This window comes from Pseudomonas sp. 2, assembly GCF_056627435.1.
Genome location: NZ_JBWXNG010000014.1, coordinates 102,858 through 121,268, shown reverse-complemented (window position 1 = coordinate 121,268; position 18,411 = coordinate 102,858). Strand labels below are relative to the sequence as shown.

The following is an 18,411-nucleotide window of genomic DNA, read 5'->3' as shown; positions in this document are numbered from 1 at the left end:
CCGATGAAAGCCAATGCTTCGATCCACAACCAGCGCCTGCTGCGCGGGCAAGCGCCGTCGTATGAGCGCTTGCAGGCGCGCTTCGCCGAAGACGGCAGCACCCCTGACGCCGAACCGCTGGCCCTGCATTGCGGCTGGGGTCGGCTGCTGATCGGCCACACCTATCCTGAGCCGTCGGCGCTGGCCAACGAATTGCTCAATGAGAAAGCCGGCGAGCGGGACATCGCGCTGTATGTGGCGATGCCGCAACAGGTGCTGGCCCAGGCGCCGCAGCAGTTGTTTCTCGACCCGTCCGATACGCTGCGCCTGTGGTTCAGCGACTATCGTCCGTCGCAGCGGGTGTTTCGCGGCTTTCGCATCCGCCGCGCCCAGAGCCCGGAAGACTGGACCGCCATCAACCACCTGTACATCGCCCGCGGCATGCTGCCCATCGACCCGGCCCTGCTGACGCCGCGTCATCTGGGCGGGCCGGTGTACTGGATCGCCGAGGACGAGGCCACTGACGCGGTGATCGGCAGCGTCATGGGCCTCAATCACCAGAAGGCCTTCAACGATCCGGAAAACGGCAGCAGCCTGTGGTGCCTGGCGGTCGATCCGCAATGCACCCGCCCCGGTGTCGGTGAGGTGCTGGTGCGGCACCTGATCGAGCATTTCCAGAGCCGCGGCCTGGCTTATCTCGACCTCTCGGTGCTGCACGACAATCAGCAGGCGAAGAACCTCTACAGCAAGCTGGGCTTTCGTCACTTGCCGACTTTCGCCATCAAGCGCAAGAACGGCATCAATGAGCGGCTGTTTCTGGGGCCGGGTCCCGAGGCGGACTTCAACCCCTACGCGCGAATCATCGTCGAAGAGGCCCATCGCCGTGGCATCGATGTGCAAGTGGACGATGCAGAAGCGGGCCTGTTCACCCTGATTCATGGCGGCCGACGCATTCGCTGCCGCGAGTCATTGAGCGACCTGACCACCGCCGTGAGCATGACCCTGTGCCAGGACAAGCGCCTGACCCACAAGGCGCTGAAGGCCGCAGGATTGCAACTGCCGGTGCAGCAACTGGCGGGCAACGCCGACGACAATCTGGGCTTTCTCGACGAGTATGAACGCATCGTGGTCAAACCCGTGGATGGCGAACAGGGCCAGGGCGTGGCCGTGGATCTGCGCACCATCGAAGACGTGCAGGCCGCCGTCGAGCGCGCCCGTCAGTTCGATTCCCGGGTGCTGCTGGAAAGCTTTCACGAAGGGCTGGACCTGCGCATCGTGGTCATCGGTTTCGACGTGGTGGCCGCCGCGATCCGCCGCCCTGCGCAGATCGTCGGCGATGGCCGGCACACCGTTGGCCAGTTGATCGAGGCGCAGAGCCGGCGTCGTGCTGCGGCCACCGGTGGCGAGAGCAGGATCCCGCTGGATGAAGAAACCCGACGCACTGTCGAGGACGCCGGGTTCACCTTCGACAGCGTCCTGCCCCGCGACCGGCAACTGGCCGTGCGCCGCACCGCCAACCTGCACACTGGCGGTTGCCTGGAGGACGTCACGGCGATACTCCACCCGGTGCTCAAGGACGCCGCCATCCGCGCCGCCCGCGCCCTGGACATTCCGGTGGTGGGCCTGGACTTGATGGTGCCCGCCGCCGACCAGCCCGAGTACGTGTTCATCGAAGCCAACGAACGCTGCGGCCTGGCCAATCATGAGCCGCAGCCGACGGCGGAGCGCTTCGTTGATCTGTTGTTTCCCCATAGCTTGCCTGTGCATGGCTGATAGCACGCACACCACCCCGTAGCAGCACGGCTTGCCGGCGGGAGCGGCGTGTCAGGCGATACATCAGTGACTGATCTACCGCCCCGCCGGCAAGCCGTGCTGCTACGGGGAAGATGTGTTGTTGCACAAAACAGAGGAGCCTTACATGACTGCAAAAAAAATCCTCGAACCGGATCTGAATTACCTGCAGAAAGTCCTGCTGGAAATGCTCGCCATTCCCAGCCCCACCGGCTTCACTGACACCATCGTGCGCTACGTCGCCGAGCGGCTGGAGGAGCTGGGCATTCCTTTTGAGCTGACCCGTCGCGGCACCATTCGCGCCACCTTGAAGGGCAAGCAGAGCAGCCCCGACCGCGCCGTGTCCGCGCACCTGGACACCATTGGCGCCATCGTGCGCGAGGTCAAAGACAACGGCCGCCTGGGCCTGGCGGCGGTGGGCTGCTGGTCCAGCCGCTTCGCCGAGGGCAGCCGCGTCAGCGTGTTCACCGACAACGGCATCATCCGTGGCAGCGTGCTGCCGCTGATGGCCTCGGGGCACGCGTTCAACACCGAGGTGGACTCGATGCCGATCAGCTGGGATCACGTCGAGCTGCGCCTGGACGCCTACAGCGCCACCCGCGCCGACTGCGAATCGCTGGGGGTCAATATCGGCGATTTCGTCGCCTTCGATCCGCTGCCCGAGTTCACCGAAAGCGGCCACATCAGCGCCCGTCATCTGGACGACAAGGCCGGCGTCGCCGCCCTGCTCGCCGCACTCAAGGCCGTAGTGGACAGTGGCGCCGAGCCGCTGATCGATTGCCACCCGCTGTTCACCATCACCGAAGAAACCGGCAGCGGCGCAGCGGGCAGCCTGCCGTGGGACGTCAGCGAATTCGTCGGCATCGACATCGCCCCGGTCGCACCGGGCCAGCATTCCAGCGAGCACGCGGTGAGCGTGGCGATGCAGGATTCCGGCGGGCCCTATGACTATCACCTGTCCCGCCATTTGCTGCGCCTGGGCCAGGAGAAGGAGCTGTCGGTGCGACGCGACCTGTTTCGCTATTACTACAGCGACGCCCACTCGGCGATCACCGCAGGCTACGACACCCGCACCGCGCTGCTGGCGTTCGGCTGCGACGCGACCCACGGTTACGAGCGCACCCACATCGACAGCCTCAATACGCTGAGCCGCCTGCTGGCCGCCTACATCTTGAGCCCGCCGGTGTTCGCCAGCGACGCCAAACCGGCCAATGCGTCGCTCGAAAGCTTCAGCCACCAGCTGGAGCATGACGCGCAGATGGAGTCCGACACCCGCGTGCCGGCGGTGGATACGCTGGTAGGCTCTCGGTAGAATCAGCGCTTTGCCATCACCGAGACCCGCCATGCTGATCCCCCACGACCAACTCGAAGCCGACACCCTGACGCGTCTGATCGAGGATTTCGTGACCCGCGACGGCACCGACAATGGTGATGACACGCCCCTGGAGACCCGCGTGCTGCGGGTCCGGCATGCGTTGAACAAAGGTCAGGCGGTGATTTTTTTCGATCTGGACAGCCAGCAGTGCCAGCTGATGCTCAAGCACGAGGTGCCGAAGGAATATTTCGAAGACTGAAAGAGTGCCGCAAGGCATGGGCGCTCCGTTGCAGAGCGGTTTTCGGGTCTAGGCGCCCGTCGATTGCGCTTCCATTTGCGCGAGTTTCGCGGCGATGCGCTTGTACACCTCGGCGCGGTGGATCTTCACGTGTTGCGGCGCATCGATCCCCAGGCGAACCTGATTGCCGGTGATGCCCAGGATCTGCACCGTGATGTCATTGCCGATGGAGAACGTCTCTCCTATTTCCCGCGTCAGTACCAGCATTTTTCCTACTCCCTTGGATGGAACCGAGGGAGCAGGTTGACCTGCCAGCAGTGGCGCTTCAATGCACCGTGATCAAATCAGTCATGCCCTTCAACGACCAAGGGCGGTGGCTGACAGACACGTCCTACAAAGCGGGCATAAGCGTCACACCGGCGCTGAAAAATCCGCATCGAGGATCGATGTTTTACCGGCAATCAGGACACCGACCAGCGCGGCCCCAGCAGAATGATCGTCGCGCCGATCACACAGAACGCCACGCCGATCCAGTCCGAAGTCAAAGGCCGCACGCGCTCGATCACGCCCAGCCAGGCAATCGAGGCGATGATGTAGATACCGCCGTAGGCGGCGTAGGCGCGCCCTGCGTAGGCGGCTTCGATGCGCGTCAGCAACAGCGCGAACAGCATCAGGCTGATCAGCGCCGGAATCACCCACAACACACTCTTGCCCTGGCGCAGCCACATCCAGAAACCATAGCAACCGGCGATTTCGAACAGGGCGGCGAGGAAGAACCAGAGGTAGTTGAGCACGGGAAACTCTCTTCAGGGTTGCGCGAAATGTGCGCGCAACCCTATCAGAATTTGCTCAACATTATGTGGGAGTGAGCTTACTCACGAAGCGGCCCGTGCTGGCATTGAATGCGAGGTGACTGTACTGAAGCCTTCGTGAGCAAGCTCACTCCCACACCCCACTCAATCTCAGGCTGAAGGCCCCAGCTCACGCCGATTTGGCCTTGGCCCGCATCCGGTCGGCCATGTGCGTCATCTCGTCGTAGATCGCCTGCGGGTTCTGCTGCTTGACCTGCCAGGCCATGCGCCCCTGCTCGTGGGGCAGGATCATGAACTCGCCCTGCTGCACCTGTGCGTGAATGTATTCGGCGATGTCGGCGGCGCTGATCGGCGAGCTTTCCAGCAGCTTGCCGACCTGGGCCTTCATCGCTGGCGTCGGGCCGCGGAAGGAGTCCAGCAGGTTGGTCTGGAAGAACGACGGACACACCACGTGCACGCCGATCTCCTGCTGGCGCAGTTCGACCAGCAGACTCTCGGACAGCGCCACCACTCCGGCCTTGGCCACGTTGTAGTTGCTCATCGCCGGGCCCTGCATCAGCGCGGCCATGGAGGCAATATTGATAATGGTGCCCTTGCTCTTTTCCAGCAACGGCAGGAACGCCTTGCAGCCCTTGACCACGCCCATGAGGTTGATCGCGATCTGCCAGTCCCAGTCCTCCAGCGACAGCTCGTCGAAGAAGCCGCCGGACGCCACACCGGCGTTGTTGACGATCACGTCGATGCCACCCAGCTTTTGCTCGCAGGCTTGTGCGAAAGCGGTCAGCTGGCTGTAGTCGCGCACATCGCAACGCTGGCTGAAACCGTCACCACCGGCCTCGCGTGCCAGTTTCAGGGTTTCTGCAAGGCCAACATCGTTGACGTCCGACAGCGCCAGCTGCCAACCGTCGCGCGCCCAGCGCAGGGCGATTTCGCGGCCCAGGCCCGATCCTGCGCCCGTGATCATGATGCGATTCTGCATAGCCAATGCCTTGTCGTTTCCGAGGAAGTGACCTCAGTGTAAACAGGCGCATTGTCGGACAATGCCTTCATTAGCTCGCTGAATATGCCGGGCAAACCGCTGCGTCAGATCGGTCGAACCTTTTGCTCGTGCCACAGGTCGGAATTTGCAAGCGGTTCGCCTTTTTGCCCGCCGGGCAACGACCCGAATGAAACACCCCTTCACAAGAACGAAAAGGAACTCATCATGGGTATAGGCACGATCCTGATCATCATTCTGATCCTCCTGCTGGTCGGGGGGCTTCCCGTGTTTCCACACTCCAGAAGCTGGGGGTACGGACCTTCCGGCATCATCGGTACGATTCTGGTGATCCTGTTGATATTGGTGTTGCTGGGCAGGATATGAACCATTGAACGGATGACCACCCCGTAGCAGCACGGCTTGCCGGCGGGAGCGATCTCAAGGCCGTCCCCGCCGGCAAGCCGTGCTGCTACGGATGCTGTGGCGCAGCCAGAATGCAAAACGCCCCGAACTGGTCGGGGCGTTTTGTTTTACGGGTGAAGTTCAGGAATCAGTGCGACACCGCACCGCTTGCACCCAGGCCGGTTTGGGAACGGACGAACTGTGGATAGAACAGTTCACGCTCGCCTTCGGCCGCTTTCGATTTGTCGGTCACCGAGAAGAACCAGATGCCGATGAACGCGATGATGATCGAGAAGAACGCCGGGTACTCGTACGGGAAGATCGCCTTCTCGTGATGCAGGATCTGCACCCAGATGGTCGGGCCGAGGATCATCAGGATCACCGCGCTGAGCAGGCCCATCCAGCCGCCGATCATGGCGCCACGGGTGGTCAGGTTCTTCCAGTACATCGAGAGCAGCAGCACCGGGAAGTTGCAGCTGGCCGCGATGGAGAACGCCAGGCCCACCATGAACGCGATGTTCTGGCTTTCGAAGGCAATGCCCAGCACGATGGCGACGATGGCCAGCGCGATGGTGGTGATCTTCGAAACGCGGATCTCGTCCTTCTCGTTGGCCTTGCCGGCCTTGATCACGCTGGCATACAGGTCATGAGACACCGCCGAGGCACCGGCCAGAGTCAGGCCTGCCACCACCGCCAGGATGGTTGCGAACGCCACCGCCGAGATGAAGCCCAGGAACAGCGAACCGCCCACGGCATCGGCCAGGTGCACCGCCGCCATGTTGTTGCCGCCGATCAGCGCGCCTGCTGCATCCTTGAACGCCGGGTTGGTGCTGACCAGCAGGATCGCGCCGAAACCGATGATGAAGGTCAGGATGTAGAAGTAGCCGATGAAACCGGTGGCGTAGAGCACCGACTTGCGGGCTTCCTTGGCGTCGCTCACGGTGAAGAAGCGCATCAGGATATGTGGCAGGCCAGCGGTACCGAACATCAGCGCCAGGCCCAGCGAGAACGCGGAGATCGGGTCTTTCACCAGGCCGCCCGGGCTCATGATCGCTTCACCTTTGGGGTGAACCTTGGTGGCTTCGGAGAACAGCACGTTGAAGTCGAAGTTGACGTGCTTCATCACCATCAGCGCCATGAACGACGCACCGGACAGCAGCAGCACCGCCTTGATGATCTGCACCCAGGTGGTCGCCAGCATGCCGCCGAACAGCACGTACAGGCACATCAGGATGCCTACCAGCACCACCGCCACGCTGTAGTCCAGGCCGAACAGCAGCTGGATCAACTTGCCCGCGCCGACCATCTGCGCGATCAGGTAGAAGGCCACCACCACCAGCGAACCGCAGGCGGACAGGGTACGGATTTCCTTCTGCTTGAGGCGATAGGACGCCACGTCAGCGAAGGTGTATTTACCCAGGTTGCGCAGGCGTTCGGCGATCAGGAACAGAATGATCGGCCAGCCGACGAGGAAGCCGATCGAGTAGATCAGGCCGTCGTAGCCAGAGGCGTATACCAGCGCGGAAATCCCCAGGAAGGACGCCGCCGACATGTAGTCACCGGCAATTGCCAGACCGTTCTGGAAACCGGTGATCTTGCCACCCGCCGAGTAGTAGTCGGCCGCGGTCTTGTTCTTTTTCGCTGCCCAGTAGGTGATGCACAGGGTGAACGCCACAAAGGCCACGAACATGACGATCGCGGCGATGTTCAGGGGTTGCTTCTGCACTGCACCGGTCAGGGCATCCGCCGCCATGAGTGTCGGTGCAAAGGCAGCCAGGCCCAGGATTGCGAACAGGCGGCTCATTGTTGTGCCTCCTTCAGGATCGCGTTGTTCAGCTCATCGAATTCGCCGTTGGCGCGGCGCACATAGATGGCGGTCAACACGAACGCGGAAAGAATCAGCCCGACGCCGATCGGCATTCCCCAGGTGATGGATGATGTGGCGCTGAGTTTGGCGCCCAGAATCTGAGGCCCGTACGCAATCAAAAGGATGAATGCGGCATAGAGCCCAAGCATGATCGCCGAGAGAATCCAGGCGAATCGTTCCCTTTTCGAGACCAGCTCCTTGAAGCGGGGGCTGTTCTGAATCGAGAGGTAAATGCTGTCGTTCATTGTTTTTGTCCTCGCAGCACAGATGGATGTCACGTCATCAACTTTAGCCCGCTCTGGGGGGGACTCCAGACGACCTTAGTATTAGAACGACATTAGTTGTTACAGGTAGGGGGGCGGGATTGTTGGGGGGCGTGGAGGTGGTGGTAAAAGTGGAGGCATGTTTGGCGGGAGTGGCGTCACGATCAAGAGCGCTCTTCCTAACGTCAGATCTGTTTCGACTTCGTCGAGTTACTTGGAAAAGACCCCCAAGTAACCAAGGGGTCTTGCTCCTGGTTGGGGTCTGACTTCGTCAGACTTCCTTCATTCCGGTCCCGCTCCGTGGGCCGCGCGGCATCCTGCCGCTTGGCCCACTGCGCGAGACCTCCATTCAGCCTGCACCCAAGTCGCGTTTTGTGGCGTCTGGGCTATCGCGCTAGAAGATCAAGATCAAGATCAAGATCAAAAGCACAAAACCAATCTCGTAGCAGCCGGGCTTGCCCGCGGGTCGCCCTCGAGATCGCCCCGCCGGCAAGCCGTGCTGCTACGGTCGGGGTTTAACCCGTGATTTTGCTTTTGGCTTTTGATCTTCGTGCGCAAATTTCCCAGACGACGCAAAACGCGACTTGGGTGCAGGCTGAACGCAGGTCTCGCGCAGTGGGTCGAGCGGCATGGATGCCGCGAGAGGCGCGTGGGCCATGGATGGCCCTTTCGCGCCGGGCCCACGGAGCGGGACCGGAGTGAAGGAACCTCGACGAAGTCGAGGCCAAACCAGGAGCAGGACCCCTTGGTTACTTGGGGGTCTTTTCCAAGTAACTCGGCGAAGCCGAAACAGGTCTGGCGTTAGCCAGAACGCCTTTGATCTTGATCTTGATCTTGATCTTGATCTTGATCTTGAAGATTTACAGGACCAAAACCAAAAAACCGCCCAACGATCTCTCGCAAGGCGGCTCTTAAAAAAACGAACAGGTCAGCGCAGCTTATTTACCCGTCCACTCCTTCACACGCTCAGGATGCTTGGCCACCCAATCCTTGGCCGCCTGCTCAGGCTTGGCGCCGTCCTGGATCGCCAGCATCACCTCACCGATCTCATCCTTGCTCGACCACTGGAACTTCTTCAGGAAATCCGCAACATCCGGCGCCTTCTTGGCCAGGTCCAGGCTGCCGATGTTATCCACCGTCTCAGCCGCACCATAAACACCCTTCGGATCTTCCAGGAACTTCAGCTTCCACTTGGCGAACATCCAGTGCGGCACCCAGCCGGTCACCGCGATGGACTCCTTCTTGTTCTCCGCGCGGGTCAGCTCCGCGATCATGCCCGCACCGGAACTGGCCTGCAGCTTGTAACCGGTCAGGTCGTAATCCTTGATCGCCTGGTCGGTCTTGATCATCACACCGGAACCGGCATCGATCCCGACGATCTTCTTCTTGAACGACTCATCGGTCTTCAGATCCGCCACCGAGTTGGCCTTCACATACTCAGGCACGATCAGACCGATCTTCGCGTCCTTGAAGTTCGGACCGTAGTCGGTGACCTTGTCCTTGTTCTTGGCCCAGTACTCGCCATGGGTCACCGGCAGCCAGGCCGAGAGCATCATGTCGAGTTTGCCGGTGGCCACGCCCTGCCACATGATCCCGGCAGCCACGGCCTGCAGCTTCACCGGGTAACCGAGTTTCTGTTGAATCACTTCGGCGGCCACGTTGGTGGTCGCCACGCTGTCGGACCAGCCATCCACATAGCCGATGCTCAGCTCGGGCTTGTCGGCGGCGAATGCCAGCGTAGAGCTGATAGCGAGGGCCAGAGCGGCACTTGCACCCAGGATATTTCGAATCTTCATCGTTACTTCCCCGGTAGTCTGAACCCGACAGTGGTCAGGTCACGTTAACGTTGTTTTTAAGCCCGCGACGCCTGCCCGAATTCGGCGCATCGCCCGGCTTTCACGCTTCAACCACTTGCCTGCGCAGTCGCACTCGCTGCGTTGACGCACCGATCATCAACCCCCACCCGCCTTGTGCCTTTCCTCTTAGCGACACTCAGGCAACGGGAAACGACATCACTGGGCCATCAGCGACAGACAGGTCGTAAAAGCGGGTGCAGTCCGTCCGAAAATTGCATGCATGAACGTCAGCACCAAGCTGCAAGCTTCAAGTGGCAAGAAAAAGCGGGCCAGGAAACGCTGCCTTGCGCGACGTATCCGAGAAACGAGAGATGAAACACATTGTGTTACCGATGCGGGGATTGCCCATCAGAATCCGGGTAACACGGAAACAGAATCGCTGAAGAAACCCCTTCCCGAAAAGAGCAAAAAATTTTAAGCCATTGATTTTAAAGGGTTTTAAAAAGTTGGCACGCCACCTGCTATATCTCTGGCATAACAAAAACAAAAAATTGTGAAAACCCAATAAAAACAAGATGAATCGGCTCTGACATAACAAGAACAACGGTACAGAGACGCAGCCAACTGATTTTTTTGGAGTAGATGTGCTTTACAGAGGCCTTGGCCTCACAGCCCTACAGAGAACAATAAAACTGCTTCAAGGCAGCGTCCGAACGGGTTGGGTCCATCGCGATAGCGAAGCGGACCAAAGCAGATAAGCGCTCAAAAAAATACGTTTGCTCTTGTGTCCCGGATGGGGACCGCCAAAACGCTGTGAAGGGACCGGTTGCCAAAAACAACAACAGACCGCCCTAGAACAATAAAAAAGAGCACGTGCAACGATTTAAAGGGGAGCCTCGGCTCCCCTTTATGCTGTCTGGCGTTTGAACAGCCCGTTCTGCTCCCACCTTCCCCGTAGCAGAACGGCTTGCCGGCGAGGCGGTGTACCTGAGACGAAGATGTCGACTGACACACCGCCCCGCCGGCAAGCCGTGCTGCTACGGACCGAGCCAAAACCCAATCTGTCGCACATAAAAAGCACAAGCTGACACGCCAGCAGAGCCAGAACGTGTATTGTCGCCTAGGGTTTACAGGGGTGAACAACGACTCATGCACAAATGCCACTACGGCACTTTTCGCACATCCCCTGTGTCATAGCCTGCGTATCTCAACAGCACTTCTTCCCAAGGGATTCAGTCATGCTTCGTTTTTTACGCCTCGCCGCCCTGTCTGGCGGCCTGTTCTTGAGTGCGTCCGTGATGGCGGTCGACGTCGATCCGTCCAGCTATGGCTACCCTCTGACCAACCCGTTTGAAGCGACCATCGCCACGACCCCACCCGATCTGCGCGCCAAGGTGCCTGAAGACGCCGACATCAATCAGGACGACTACAGCCTGACCCTGCGCCCGGACCGTGAATTCACCCTGCCGGACAATTTCTGGGCGGTGAAGAAGCTGCGCTATCGCCTGGCCAAACAGGACAAGCCCGCGCCGCTGATCTTTCTGATCGCCGGCACCGGCGCGCCCTACAACAGCACCCTCAACGAATACCTCAAGCGCCTGTACTACGGAGCCGGGTATAACGTCGTACAGCTCTCTTCGCCCACCAGCTACGACTTCATGAGCGCCGCCTCACGCTTCGCCACGCCGGGCGTGACCAGCGAAGACGCCGAAGATCTTTACCGGGTGATGCAGGCCATTCGTGCCCAGCAGAGCAAGCTGCAGGTCACCGAGTATTACCTCAGCGGCTACAGCCTCGGCGCGCTGGACGCGGCCTTCGTCAGCAAGCTGGACGAGACCCGCCGCAGTTTCAACTTCAAGAAAGTGCTGCTGATCAACCCGCCGGTGAACCTCTACACCTCGATCACCAACCTGGACAAAATGGTCCAGACCGAGGTGAAGGGCATCACCAACAGCACCACCTTTTATGAACTGGTCTTGCAGAAGCTGACCCGCTACTTCCGCGAAAAAGGCTACATCGACCTCAACGACGCGCTGCTCTATGACTTCCAGCAGTCCAAGCAGCACCTGTCCAACGAGCAGATGGCGATGCTGATCGGCACCTCGTTCCGCTTCTCGGCGGCCGACATCGCCTTCACCTCCGACCTGATCAACCGCCGCGGCCTGATCACGCCACCCAAGACGCCGATCAGCGAGGGCACCAGCCTCACGCCGTTCCTCAAGCGCGCCTTGCAATGCGACTTCGACTGCTACGTGACCGAACAGGTGATCCCGATGTGGCGTGCCCGCACCGACGGTGGCAGCCTGCTGCAACTGGTCGACCAGGTCAGCCTGTACGCGCTCAAGGATTACCTGACCAACAGCAAGAAGATCGCCGTCATGCACAACGCCGACGACGTGATCCTGGGCCCGGGCGACCTGGGTTTCCTGCGCAAGACCTTTGGCGATCGCCTGACCGTTTATCCGTATGGCGGTCATTGCGGCAACATGAACTATCGCGTCAACAGCGACGCCATGCTGGAGTTCTTCCGTGGCTAAACATCTTTTGCTGACCGGCGCGCTGCTGTGCGCCGGTGCCGTTGCCGGCATCGCCCAGGCCGCCGATGCGCCTATCGTTTCCCAGGCAGCTCCCGTCAAGCGCGTCGACAACCCGGACGGCTTCACCGAGCCGTTGAAGTCGCTGAAATTCAACCCGGGGCTGGACCAGCAGGAGTTCGAGCGCTCGACGCTCAACGCGCTGAACGTCTATGACCCGCTGGAATCCTGGAACCGCCGCGTCTACCACTTCAACTACCGCTTCGACGAGTGGGTGTTCCTGCCGGTGGTCGACGGTTACAAATACATCACACCGAGCTTCCTGCGCACCGGCGTGAGCAACTTCTTCAGCAACCTGGGCGATGTGCCGAACCTGCTCAACAGCCTGTTGCAGTTCAAGGGCAAGCGCTCGATGGAAGTCACCGGGCGCCTGCTGATCAACACCACGCTGGGCATCGCCGGGCTGTGGGACCCGGCAACCAAGATGGGCCTGCCCAAGCAGACCGAAGACTTTGGCCAGACCCTGGGCTTCTACGGCGTACCTGCCGGGCCGTATTTCGTCCTGCCGATCCTGGGCCCGTCGAACTTCCGCGACACCGGTGGCCTGGCGTTCGACTTCGCGGCCGAATCGCAGATCAACTTCCTGAACGTCTCGCAGGTCAGCGAGGACCACCCTGAGCTGTACCTGCTGCGCGCCATCGACAAGCGCTACACCACCAGCTTCCGCTACGGGCAGATGGATTCGCCGTTCGAGTATGAGAAGGTGCGGTACGTGTACACCGAAGCGCGCAAGTTGCAGATTGCCGAATGATGCAAAACCTGTAGGAGCGAATTTATTCGCGAACAATGGATCAGGCGACGAGGATGCATCGCCTGGTCGATTTTCGCGAATAAATTCGCTCCTACAGCAAATCGTATAAACATCGAAACTCTTGATGGATACCCCGCAAAAATCCCACCCATCTATCGCATAAACACGCATACCATAGGCGCCATTCCACCTGTTCTGCCGTGAGGCCCCTATGACTCAGTTACGCAAAGTCCTGTCGATCCAAGCCGGTCAACCCACTTCCGATGGCGCGGGCGTCAAGCTGACCCGGGTGTTCGGCGGCCCCGGCGTCGAGGCGTTCGATCCGTTCCTGATGCTCGATGAATTCGGCTCCGACAAGCCCGACGACTACATCGCCGGTTTCCCGCCCCACCCTCATCGCGGTTTCGAAACCGTGACCTACATGCTCGAAGGCCGCATGCGCCACGAAGACCACATGGGCAACGTCGGCCTGTTGCAAGGCGGCGGCGTGCAGTGGATGACCGCCGCGCGCGGGGTGATCCACAGCGAAATGCCCGAGCAGGAAGAAGGCGTGATGCGCGGCTTCCAACTGTGGCTGAACCTGCCGGGCAAATCGAAGATGGGTCCGGCCGGCTACGACGACATCCAGCCTGAGCGCATTCCGCGCATCACCACGAAAGACGGCATCGATGTGGTGGTGATCGCCGGCCAGTTCGACGACGGCCAGACGCAACAGGCCGGCGCGGTGCAGCGTCCCGACACCGAGCCGCAGTACTTCGACCTGCACCTGCCTGCAGGCAAGAGCATCAGCCCGAAAGTGCCGGACGGCCATCGCGTGCTGCTGTACGTGTACGAAGGCGAGATCGAAGTGGCGGGCCAGCCGCAGAAGGTTGCGGCGAGCCGCCTGGTGCGGTTGTCCGAGCACGGCGAGATCAGTATCAGCACCCGCAATGGCTCCCGGGTGCTGTTGATTGCCGGCAAGCCGCTGGGCGAGCCGATCGTGCAATACGGCCCGTTCGTGATGAACAGCCGCGAAGAGATCGAACAGGCGCTGCGCGATTTTCGGGATGACAAGCTGACTGACTGAAAAGCGCGACCCCGCGAGCTTCAAACCTGTGGGAGCCGGCTTGCTGGCGAATGCAGTGTGTCATTCAACTTCGTTGTGTCTGACCTGACGCATTCGCCAGCAAGCCGGCTCCCACAATGATTTGCGGTGCACGCACAAACGTTATTGCACCCGCAAAAACCCCATCAACTGCTCCCGCTGGGCCAGCGCATCGCGGCGGCCCAGTTCGATCAGCTCGCTGCAATACCCCGATTCGAACAACAGATAGCTCAGCACCCCTGCCCCGCTGGTCTTGGTCGCGCCCGGGCCGCGCAGGAAAGTGCGCAGCGCCGGCGGCAGTTCGCGGCGGTGGCGGGCGGCGATTTCGTCGAGGGGCTGGCTGGGGGAAATCACCAGCACTTCCACCGGCGCCAGTGATTGCGCAGGCGTCGGTTGCTCCGACACCTGCGGCGACGGCTCGGGCGGCACCGGCAACATGCGGCTGAGCAGGTTCAGGCGCTCCAGCAGCTCGATGTCGCTTTCCAGGCTGTCGATGAAGGTGCTGTTGAGCATGTGCCCGCCGATCTGCGCCAGGCTCGGCTGTGCGCCGCTCACCGCGCGCTGTACCGGCACATTGGCGCCCGGCCCGCGCGGGTTGCCGCTGACGCCCACCACCAGCACCCGATTGGCGCCCAGATGCAGCGCCGGGCTGATCGGCGCGGACTGACGCACCGCGCCATCACCGAAATATTCGTGCTCCAGTTTCACCGGCGCGAACAGCAGCGGAATCGCCGAACTGGCGAGCAGATGATCGACGGTCAGACGGGTCGGCAGGCCGATCCGCCGATGCCGCAACCAGGAATCGATGGTGCCCTTTCCCTGATAGAAGGTCACGGCCTGCCCCGACTCATAGCCGAAGGCCGTGACCGCCACCGCGCGCAGATGGCGGCTCTCGATGGCCTCCTCGATGCCATCCAGGTTCAGCCGTTCGGTGAGCAAATCCTTCAACGGCGAGCTGTTGAGCAGCGCCACCGGCACCTGTTTGCGACCGATGCCCAACAGGCTGCGCCCGAAGAATCGCGAGGCCTGGCGAATCACCCCGGCCCAGTCGCTGCGCAATACCTGATGGCTGCGAAAGCTCTGCCAGAAGTCGGTCAGTTCGTGAATGGCGGTACGAAACTGCGCGGCGCCACTGGCCAGTTTCACTGCATTGATGGCGCCAGCGGAGGTGCCGACGATCACCGGGAACGGGTTTTTCGCGCCGATCGGCAAGAGGTCGGCGATGCCCGCCAGCACCCCGACCTGATAGGCGGCCCGGGCGCCGCCGCCCGAAAGGATCAACCCGGTGACCGGCTCGGTGCCGACCGGAACCTGTGAAGCGCTGTTGACTGTTTGTTGTTCGATGGCGCTTGTGGTCATGGGCTCAGCTCATTAATTCAGCCACGCTTCTTATACAGCTTCGGCTCCCCCGGCGGGCGACTCTTGAAACGCCGGTGGGCCCACAGGTACTGCTCGGGGCATTCGGTGACCGCGCGCTCGACCCACTGGTTGATGCGGATGCAGTCGGCCTCGTCGCTCTCGCCGGGGAAGTCGGTCAGCGGCGGATGCAAAATCAGCTGATAACCTCTGCCGTCGTCCAGGCGCCGCTGGGTGAACGGCACCACGATGGCGCGGCCCAGGCTGGCGAACTTGCTGGTGGCCGGCACGGTGGCCGCCTGAATGCCGAACAGTGGCACGAAAATGCTCTGCTTGGCGCCGTAGTCCTGATCCGGCGCGTACCAGATGGCGCGCCCCTTGCGCAGTTGCTTGATCATGCCGCGCACGTCTTCGCGCTCAACGGCGATCGAGTCCAGATTGTGGCGCTCGCGGCCCCGGCGCTGGACGAAGTCGAACAGCGCGTTCTTGTGCTCGCGGTACATGCCGTCGATGGTGTGCTTTTGCCCGAGCAGGGCGGCGCCGATTTCGAGGGTGGTGAAGTGTAGCGCCATCAGGATCACGCCCTGCCCTTCGCCTTGAGCTTTCTGCAGATGTTCCAGGCCCTGAATATGCGCCAGCCTGGCCAGACGCGCCGGGCTCCACCACCAGCTCATGGCCATCTCGAAAAAAGCCACGCCTGTGGAGGCGAAGTTTTCCTTGAGCAGGCGCTTGCGCTCGGCCTTGGAGTACTGCGGGAAACACAGCTCCAGGTTGCGCTTGGCGATGATCCGGCGGTCCGTGGCGAAGTAATACATGATCGCGCCCAGGGTGCGGCCGATCGCGACCAGCGCGCGAAACGGCAACTGCACCACCAGCCACAGCAGCGCCAGGCCCAGCCACAGCGGCCAGTAGCGGGGGTGAAGAAATCGGGCTTGAAAACGCGGGCGATCCATTACAGCTTCCATCGGGACAAAGGCGGGCATTCTACATCGGAAAGCCGGCCTCGGTGACCTCGCATCCGCACTTGGGCATTGCGCCTCCCTTGCGGCTGGCGGGCGTTCTCGTTATAAGTCTCGGCACTTTTAGCGACAAGCCGCTGTATGCCGACATGAGCCAAATCGAATTGCAAGACACCGATCCCGTGTTCCAGCTGAAGGGCAGCATGCTGGCCATCACCGTGCTGGAACTGGGCCGCAACAACCTCGAAGCCCTGGATCGTCAACTGGCGGCCAAAGTCGCCCAGGCGCCGAACTTCTTCAGCAACACCCCGCTGGTGCTGGCGCTGGACAAACTGCCACCCAACGAGGGCGCAGTCGATCTGCCGGGCATGATGCGCGTCTGCCGTCAGCACGGCCTGCGCACCCTGGCCATTCGCGCCAACCGTATCGAAGACATCGCCGCCGCCATCGCCATCGACCTGCCCGTTTTGCCACCATCGGGTGCGCGGGAACGGCCGCTCGATCCGACGGAAGGCGAGGTGAAGAAAAAGCCCGAAGTGATCGAAAAACCGCCTGAGCCGTTGATCAAGCCGACCAAGATAATCACGGCTCCGGTGCGTGGCGGCCAGCAGATTTACGCGCAGGGTTCTGACCTGGTGGTGATTTCCTCGGTCAGCCCCGGTGCGGAACTTCTCGCCGATGGCAACATCCATGTTTACGGCCCCATGCGGGGTCGGGCCCTGGCGGGGATCAAAGGCGACACCAAAGCGCGGATTTTCTGCCAGCAGATGGTCGCCGAACTGATCTCCATCGCAGGCCAGTACAAGGTTTCCGAAGACCTGCGCAGGGATCCACTGTGGGGGGCCGGGGTACAGGTCAGTCTGTCCGGCGACGTGTTGAACATCACCCGTCTTTAACGGATACTGCGCCATTTTCCAAGCAACGCAGATTCGTGGCGAATTCGAGGCAAAGGACGTAGGAAATTCGGGGAAACAGCGGTTTTCTCGGTCAGGGACGCTTTAACCGGCTCCACGTTTCCATCTTTGCTCATTCGCGGCGACTCGGGCGGGGCTATTCAGGGACTTCATGAGTCCTGTTTTCCTCTAGGGGTGATACACCTTGGCCAAGATTCTCGTGGTTACATCCGGCAAGGGTGGTGTGGGCAAGACCACCACCAGCGCCGCTATCGGTACCGGCCTCGCACTGCGCGGCCACAAGACAGTCATCGTCGACTTCGACGTCGGTCTGCGTAACCTGGACCTGATCATGGGTTGCGAGCGTCGCGTGGTGTACGACTTCGTCAACGTGGTCAACGGCGAAGCCAACCTCAAGCAGGCCCTGATCAAAGACAAGAAGATCGAGAACCTGTACGTGCTGGCCGCCAGCCAGACCCGTGACAAGGATGCGCTGACCCAGGAAGGCGTGGAAAAGGTCCTGACCGAGCTCAAGGCAGAATTCGAATACGTGGTCTGCGACTCGCCGGCCGGTATCGAGAAAGGCGCTCACCTGGCGATGTATTTCGCCGACGAGGCCATCGTCGTGACCAACCCTGAAGTCTCTTCCGTGCGTGACTCGGACCGCATGCTGGGCCTGCTGGCCAGCAAATCGCGCCGCGCCGAAAACGGCGAAGACCCGATCAAGGAACACCTGCTGATCACCCGCTACCACCCGGAGCGCGTGAGCAAGGGCGAAATGCTGGGCGTTGAAGACGTCAAGGAAATCCTGGCTGTGACGCTGCTCGGCGTCATCCCGGAATCCCAGGCCGTTCTCAAGGCTTCCAACCAGGGCGTGCCGGTCATCCTCGATGACCAGAGCGATGCCGGCCAGGCCTACAGCGACACCGTAGACCGTCTGCTGGGCAAAGATCGCGAGCACCGCTTCCTGGACGTACAGAAAAAAGGATTTTTCGAACGCCTGTTCGGGGGTAACTAATGAATATTTTTGACTTCTTTCGTGCCAACAAAAAGCCCAGTACCGCGTCGGTTGCGAAAGAGCGTCTACAGATCATCGTGGCGCACGAACGCGGCCAACGCAGTACCCCGGATTACCTGCCTGCCTTGCAGAAGGAACTGGTCGAAGTGATCCGTAAATACGTCCAGATCGAGGACGACAAAGTGCAGGTTGCCCTGGATAACGAGGGCAGCTATTCGATTCTGGAACTCAACATCACCCTGCCTGATCGTTGATTCAAGAGACGTCGCCACGGCGGCTCGTTGGTCCGGACCCTTTGCGGGGGCCGGGCGAGC

19 protein-coding genes are annotated in these 18,411 nt (G+C 61.1%); 11 read left to right on the top strand and 8 right to left on the bottom strand.

Annotated features, from left to right (window positions below):
* The first annotated feature begins 3 nt into the window (after positions 1 to 3).
* From ngg to AC1MEK_RS21845, 3 genes are all read left to right on the top strand, one after another.
* A complete protein-coding gene (ngg, locus tag AC1MEK_RS21855; protein ID WP_480398362.1) occupies positions 4 to 1,752 on the top strand; it encodes an N-acetylglutaminylglutamine synthetase in 1,749 nt (582 codons plus the stop codon).
* 145 nt (positions 1,753 to 1,897) lie between these two features.
* Complete coding sequence (locus tag AC1MEK_RS21850; RefSeq protein ID WP_480398361.1) at positions 1,898 to 3,082, top strand: osmoprotectant NAGGN system M42 family peptidase; 1,185 nt, start codon at positions 1,898 to 1,900, stop codon at positions 3,080 to 3,082.
* A 31-nt stretch (positions 3,083 to 3,113) separates the two neighbouring features.
* Entirely contained in the window at positions 3,114 to 3,344 is a 231-nt protein-coding gene (locus AC1MEK_RS21845; protein WP_480398360.1) for a YheU family protein, read from the top strand.
* Positions 3,345 to 3,392: 48 nt separating this feature from the next.
* Here AC1MEK_RS21845 and csrA read toward each other — a convergent pair whose 3' ends face one another.
* The 3 genes from csrA to AC1MEK_RS21830 all read right to left on the bottom strand — a co-directional run bounded on the left by csrA (position 3,393) and on the right by AC1MEK_RS21830 (position 5,114).
* Complete coding sequence (csrA, locus tag AC1MEK_RS21840) at positions 3,393 to 3,590, bottom strand: carbon storage regulator CsrA (RefSeq protein WP_480398359.1); 198 nt, start codon at positions 3,588 to 3,590, stop codon at positions 3,393 to 3,395.
* A gap of 194 nt (positions 3,591 to 3,784) precedes the next feature.
* Positions 3,785 to 4,117 carry a YnfA family protein gene (locus tag AC1MEK_RS21835; protein ID WP_480398358.1) on the bottom strand — a complete coding sequence of 111 codons (333 nt, stop codon included), beginning with the start codon at positions 4,115 to 4,117 and terminating at the stop codon, positions 3,785 to 3,787.
* Between the two features lie 187 nt (positions 4,118 to 4,304).
* Positions 4,305 to 5,114 carry an SDR family oxidoreductase gene (locus tag AC1MEK_RS21830; protein ID WP_480398357.1) on the bottom strand — a complete coding sequence of 270 codons (810 nt, stop codon included), beginning with the start codon at positions 5,112 to 5,114 and terminating at the stop codon, positions 4,305 to 4,307.
* 225 nt (positions 5,115 to 5,339) lie between these two features.
* On the opposite strand from AC1MEK_RS21830, the gene AC1MEK_RS21825 reads away from it, so the two are divergent.
* A complete protein-coding gene (locus AC1MEK_RS21825; protein WP_020290439.1) occupies positions 5,340 to 5,498 on the top strand; it encodes a DUF3309 family protein in 159 nt (52 codons plus the stop codon).
* Between the two features lie 166 nt (positions 5,499 to 5,664).
* Here the strand turns inward: AC1MEK_RS21825 and AC1MEK_RS21820 are convergent, their stop codons facing one another.
* The 3 genes from AC1MEK_RS21820 to AC1MEK_RS21810 all read right to left on the bottom strand — a co-directional run bounded on the left by AC1MEK_RS21820 (position 5,665) and on the right by AC1MEK_RS21810 (position 9,442).
* On the bottom strand, positions 5,665 to 7,320 hold the full coding sequence (locus AC1MEK_RS21820; RefSeq protein ID WP_480398356.1) for a cation acetate symporter: 1,656 nt from the start codon (positions 7,318 to 7,320) through the stop codon (positions 5,665 to 5,667).
* Complete coding sequence (locus AC1MEK_RS21815) at positions 7,317 to 7,628, bottom strand: DUF485 domain-containing protein (RefSeq protein WP_400597123.1); 312 nt, start codon at positions 7,626 to 7,628, stop codon at positions 7,317 to 7,319. The genes AC1MEK_RS21820 and AC1MEK_RS21815 overlap by 4 nt, the downstream gene beginning before the upstream one ends.
* 956 nt (positions 7,629 to 8,584) lie before the next feature.
* Positions 8,585 to 9,442, bottom strand: a complete 858-nt coding sequence (locus AC1MEK_RS21810; protein WP_480398355.1) for a glycine betaine ABC transporter substrate-binding protein — start codon at positions 9,440 to 9,442, stop codon at positions 8,585 to 8,587.
* Positions 9,443 to 9,722: 280 nt separating this feature from the next.
* On the opposite strand from AC1MEK_RS21810, the gene AC1MEK_RS21805 reads away from it, so the two are divergent.
* The 4 genes from AC1MEK_RS21805 (at position 9,723) to AC1MEK_RS21790 (ending at position 13,853) form a co-directional block, all read left to right on the top strand.
* Entirely contained in the window at positions 9,723 to 9,920 is a 198-nt protein-coding gene (locus AC1MEK_RS21805) for a hypothetical protein (RefSeq protein ID WP_480398354.1), read from the top strand.
* A 760-nt stretch (positions 9,921 to 10,680) separates the two neighbouring features.
* Positions 10,681 to 11,979 carry a serine/threonine protein kinase gene (locus tag AC1MEK_RS21800; RefSeq protein WP_480398353.1) on the top strand — a complete coding sequence of 433 codons (1,299 nt, stop codon included), beginning with the start codon at positions 10,681 to 10,683 and terminating at the stop codon, positions 11,977 to 11,979.
* Positions 11,972 to 12,787 (top strand): MlaA family lipoprotein, encoded by an 816-nt coding sequence (locus AC1MEK_RS21795; RefSeq protein WP_480398352.1) that lies wholly within the window; start codon positions 11,972 to 11,974, stop codon positions 12,785 to 12,787. The genes AC1MEK_RS21800 and AC1MEK_RS21795 overlap by 8 nt, the downstream gene beginning before the upstream one ends.
* 211 nt (positions 12,788 to 12,998) lie before the next feature.
* Positions 12,999 to 13,853 (top strand): pirin family protein, encoded by an 855-nt coding sequence (locus AC1MEK_RS21790; RefSeq protein WP_480398351.1) that lies wholly within the window; start codon positions 12,999 to 13,001, stop codon positions 13,851 to 13,853.
* Between the two features lie 141 nt (positions 13,854 to 13,994).
* On the opposite strand, the gene AC1MEK_RS21785 is transcribed toward AC1MEK_RS21790, so the two are convergent.
* On the bottom strand, positions 13,995 to 15,230 hold the full coding sequence (locus AC1MEK_RS21785; protein WP_480398350.1) for a patatin-like phospholipase family protein: 1,236 nt from the start codon (positions 15,228 to 15,230) through the stop codon (positions 13,995 to 13,997).
* 17 nt (positions 15,231 to 15,247) lie between these two features.
* The gene (locus AC1MEK_RS21780) at positions 15,248 to 16,180 is read right to left on the bottom strand and encodes a lipid A biosynthesis lauroyl acyltransferase (protein ID WP_480398349.1); all 933 of its coding nucleotides are present in this window, start codon (positions 16,178 to 16,180) and stop codon (positions 15,248 to 15,250) included.
* Positions 16,181 to 16,335: 155 nt separating this feature from the next.
* On the opposite strand from AC1MEK_RS21780, the gene minC reads away from it, so the two are divergent.
* From minC to minE, 3 genes are all read left to right on the top strand, one after another.
* Complete coding sequence (minC, locus tag AC1MEK_RS21775; RefSeq protein WP_480398348.1) at positions 16,336 to 17,082, top strand: septum site-determining protein MinC; 747 nt, start codon at positions 16,336 to 16,338, stop codon at positions 17,080 to 17,082.
* A 202-nt stretch (positions 17,083 to 17,284) separates the two neighbouring features.
* Positions 17,285 to 18,097: a septum site-determining protein MinD gene (gene minD / locus AC1MEK_RS21770; protein WP_480398347.1), complete on the top strand. Its 813-nt coding sequence runs from the start codon at positions 17,285 to 17,287 to the stop codon at positions 18,095 to 18,097.
* The gene (gene minE, locus AC1MEK_RS21765; protein ID WP_166593368.1) at positions 18,097 to 18,351 is read left to right on the top strand and encodes a cell division topological specificity factor MinE; all 255 of its coding nucleotides are present in this window, start codon (positions 18,097 to 18,099) and stop codon (positions 18,349 to 18,351) included. Before minD ends, minE begins: the two co-directional genes overlap by 1 nt.
* The last annotated feature ends 60 nt before the right edge of the window (positions 18,352 to 18,411 follow it).

Bases quoted from the DNA above. Each gene is read 5' to 3' on its own strand.
- AC1MEK_RS21790 (WP_480398351.1), top strand. From the start codon at position 12,999: ATGACTCAGTTACGCAAAGTCCTGTCGATCCAAGCCGGTCAACCCACT.
- AC1MEK_RS21780 (WP_480398349.1), bottom strand. From the start codon at position 16,180: ATGGATCGCCCGCGTTTTCAAGCCCGATTTCTTCACCCCCGCTACTGG.
- AC1MEK_RS21800 (WP_480398353.1), top strand. From the start codon at position 10,681: ATGCTTCGTTTTTTACGCCTCGCCGCCCTGTCTGGCGGCCTGTTCTTG.
- AC1MEK_RS21815 (WP_400597123.1), bottom strand. From the start codon at position 7,628: ATGAACGACAGCATTTACCTCTCGATTCAGAACAGCCCCCGCTTCAAG.
- AC1MEK_RS21850 (WP_480398361.1), top strand. From the start codon at position 1,898: ATGACTGCAAAAAAAATCCTCGAACCGGATCTGAATTACCTGCAGAAA.
- AC1MEK_RS21810 (WP_480398355.1), bottom strand. From the start codon at position 9,442: ATGAAGATTCGAAATATCCTGGGTGCAAGTGCCGCTCTGGCCCTCGCT.
- AC1MEK_RS21825 (WP_020290439.1), top strand. From the start codon at position 5,340: ATGGGTATAGGCACGATCCTGATCATCATTCTGATCCTCCTGCTGGTC.
- minE (WP_166593368.1), top strand. From the start codon at position 18,097: ATGAATATTTTTGACTTCTTTCGTGCCAACAAAAAGCCCAGTACCGCG.
- AC1MEK_RS21785 (WP_480398350.1), bottom strand. From the start codon at position 15,230: ATGACCACAAGCGCCATCGAACAACAAACAGTCAACAGCGCTTCACAG.
- AC1MEK_RS21805 (WP_480398354.1), top strand. From the start codon at position 9,723: ATGAACGTCAGCACCAAGCTGCAAGCTTCAAGTGGCAAGAAAAAGCGG.
- AC1MEK_RS21845 (WP_480398360.1), top strand. From the start codon at position 3,114: ATGCTGATCCCCCACGACCAACTCGAAGCCGACACCCTGACGCGTCTG.
- csrA (WP_480398359.1), bottom strand. From the start codon at position 3,590: ATGCTGGTACTGACGCGGGAAATAGGAGAGACGTTCTCCATCGGCAAT.
- AC1MEK_RS21830 (WP_480398357.1), bottom strand. From the start codon at position 5,114: ATGCAGAATCGCATCATGATCACGGGCGCAGGATCGGGCCTGGGCCGC.
- minC (WP_480398348.1), top strand. From the start codon at position 16,336: ATGAGCCAAATCGAATTGCAAGACACCGATCCCGTGTTCCAGCTGAAG.
- AC1MEK_RS21820 (WP_480398356.1), bottom strand. From the start codon at position 7,320: ATGAGCCGCCTGTTCGCAATCCTGGGCCTGGCTGCCTTTGCACCGACA.
- ngg (WP_480398362.1), top strand. From the start codon at position 4: ATGAAAGCCAATGCTTCGATCCACAACCAGCGCCTGCTGCGCGGGCAA.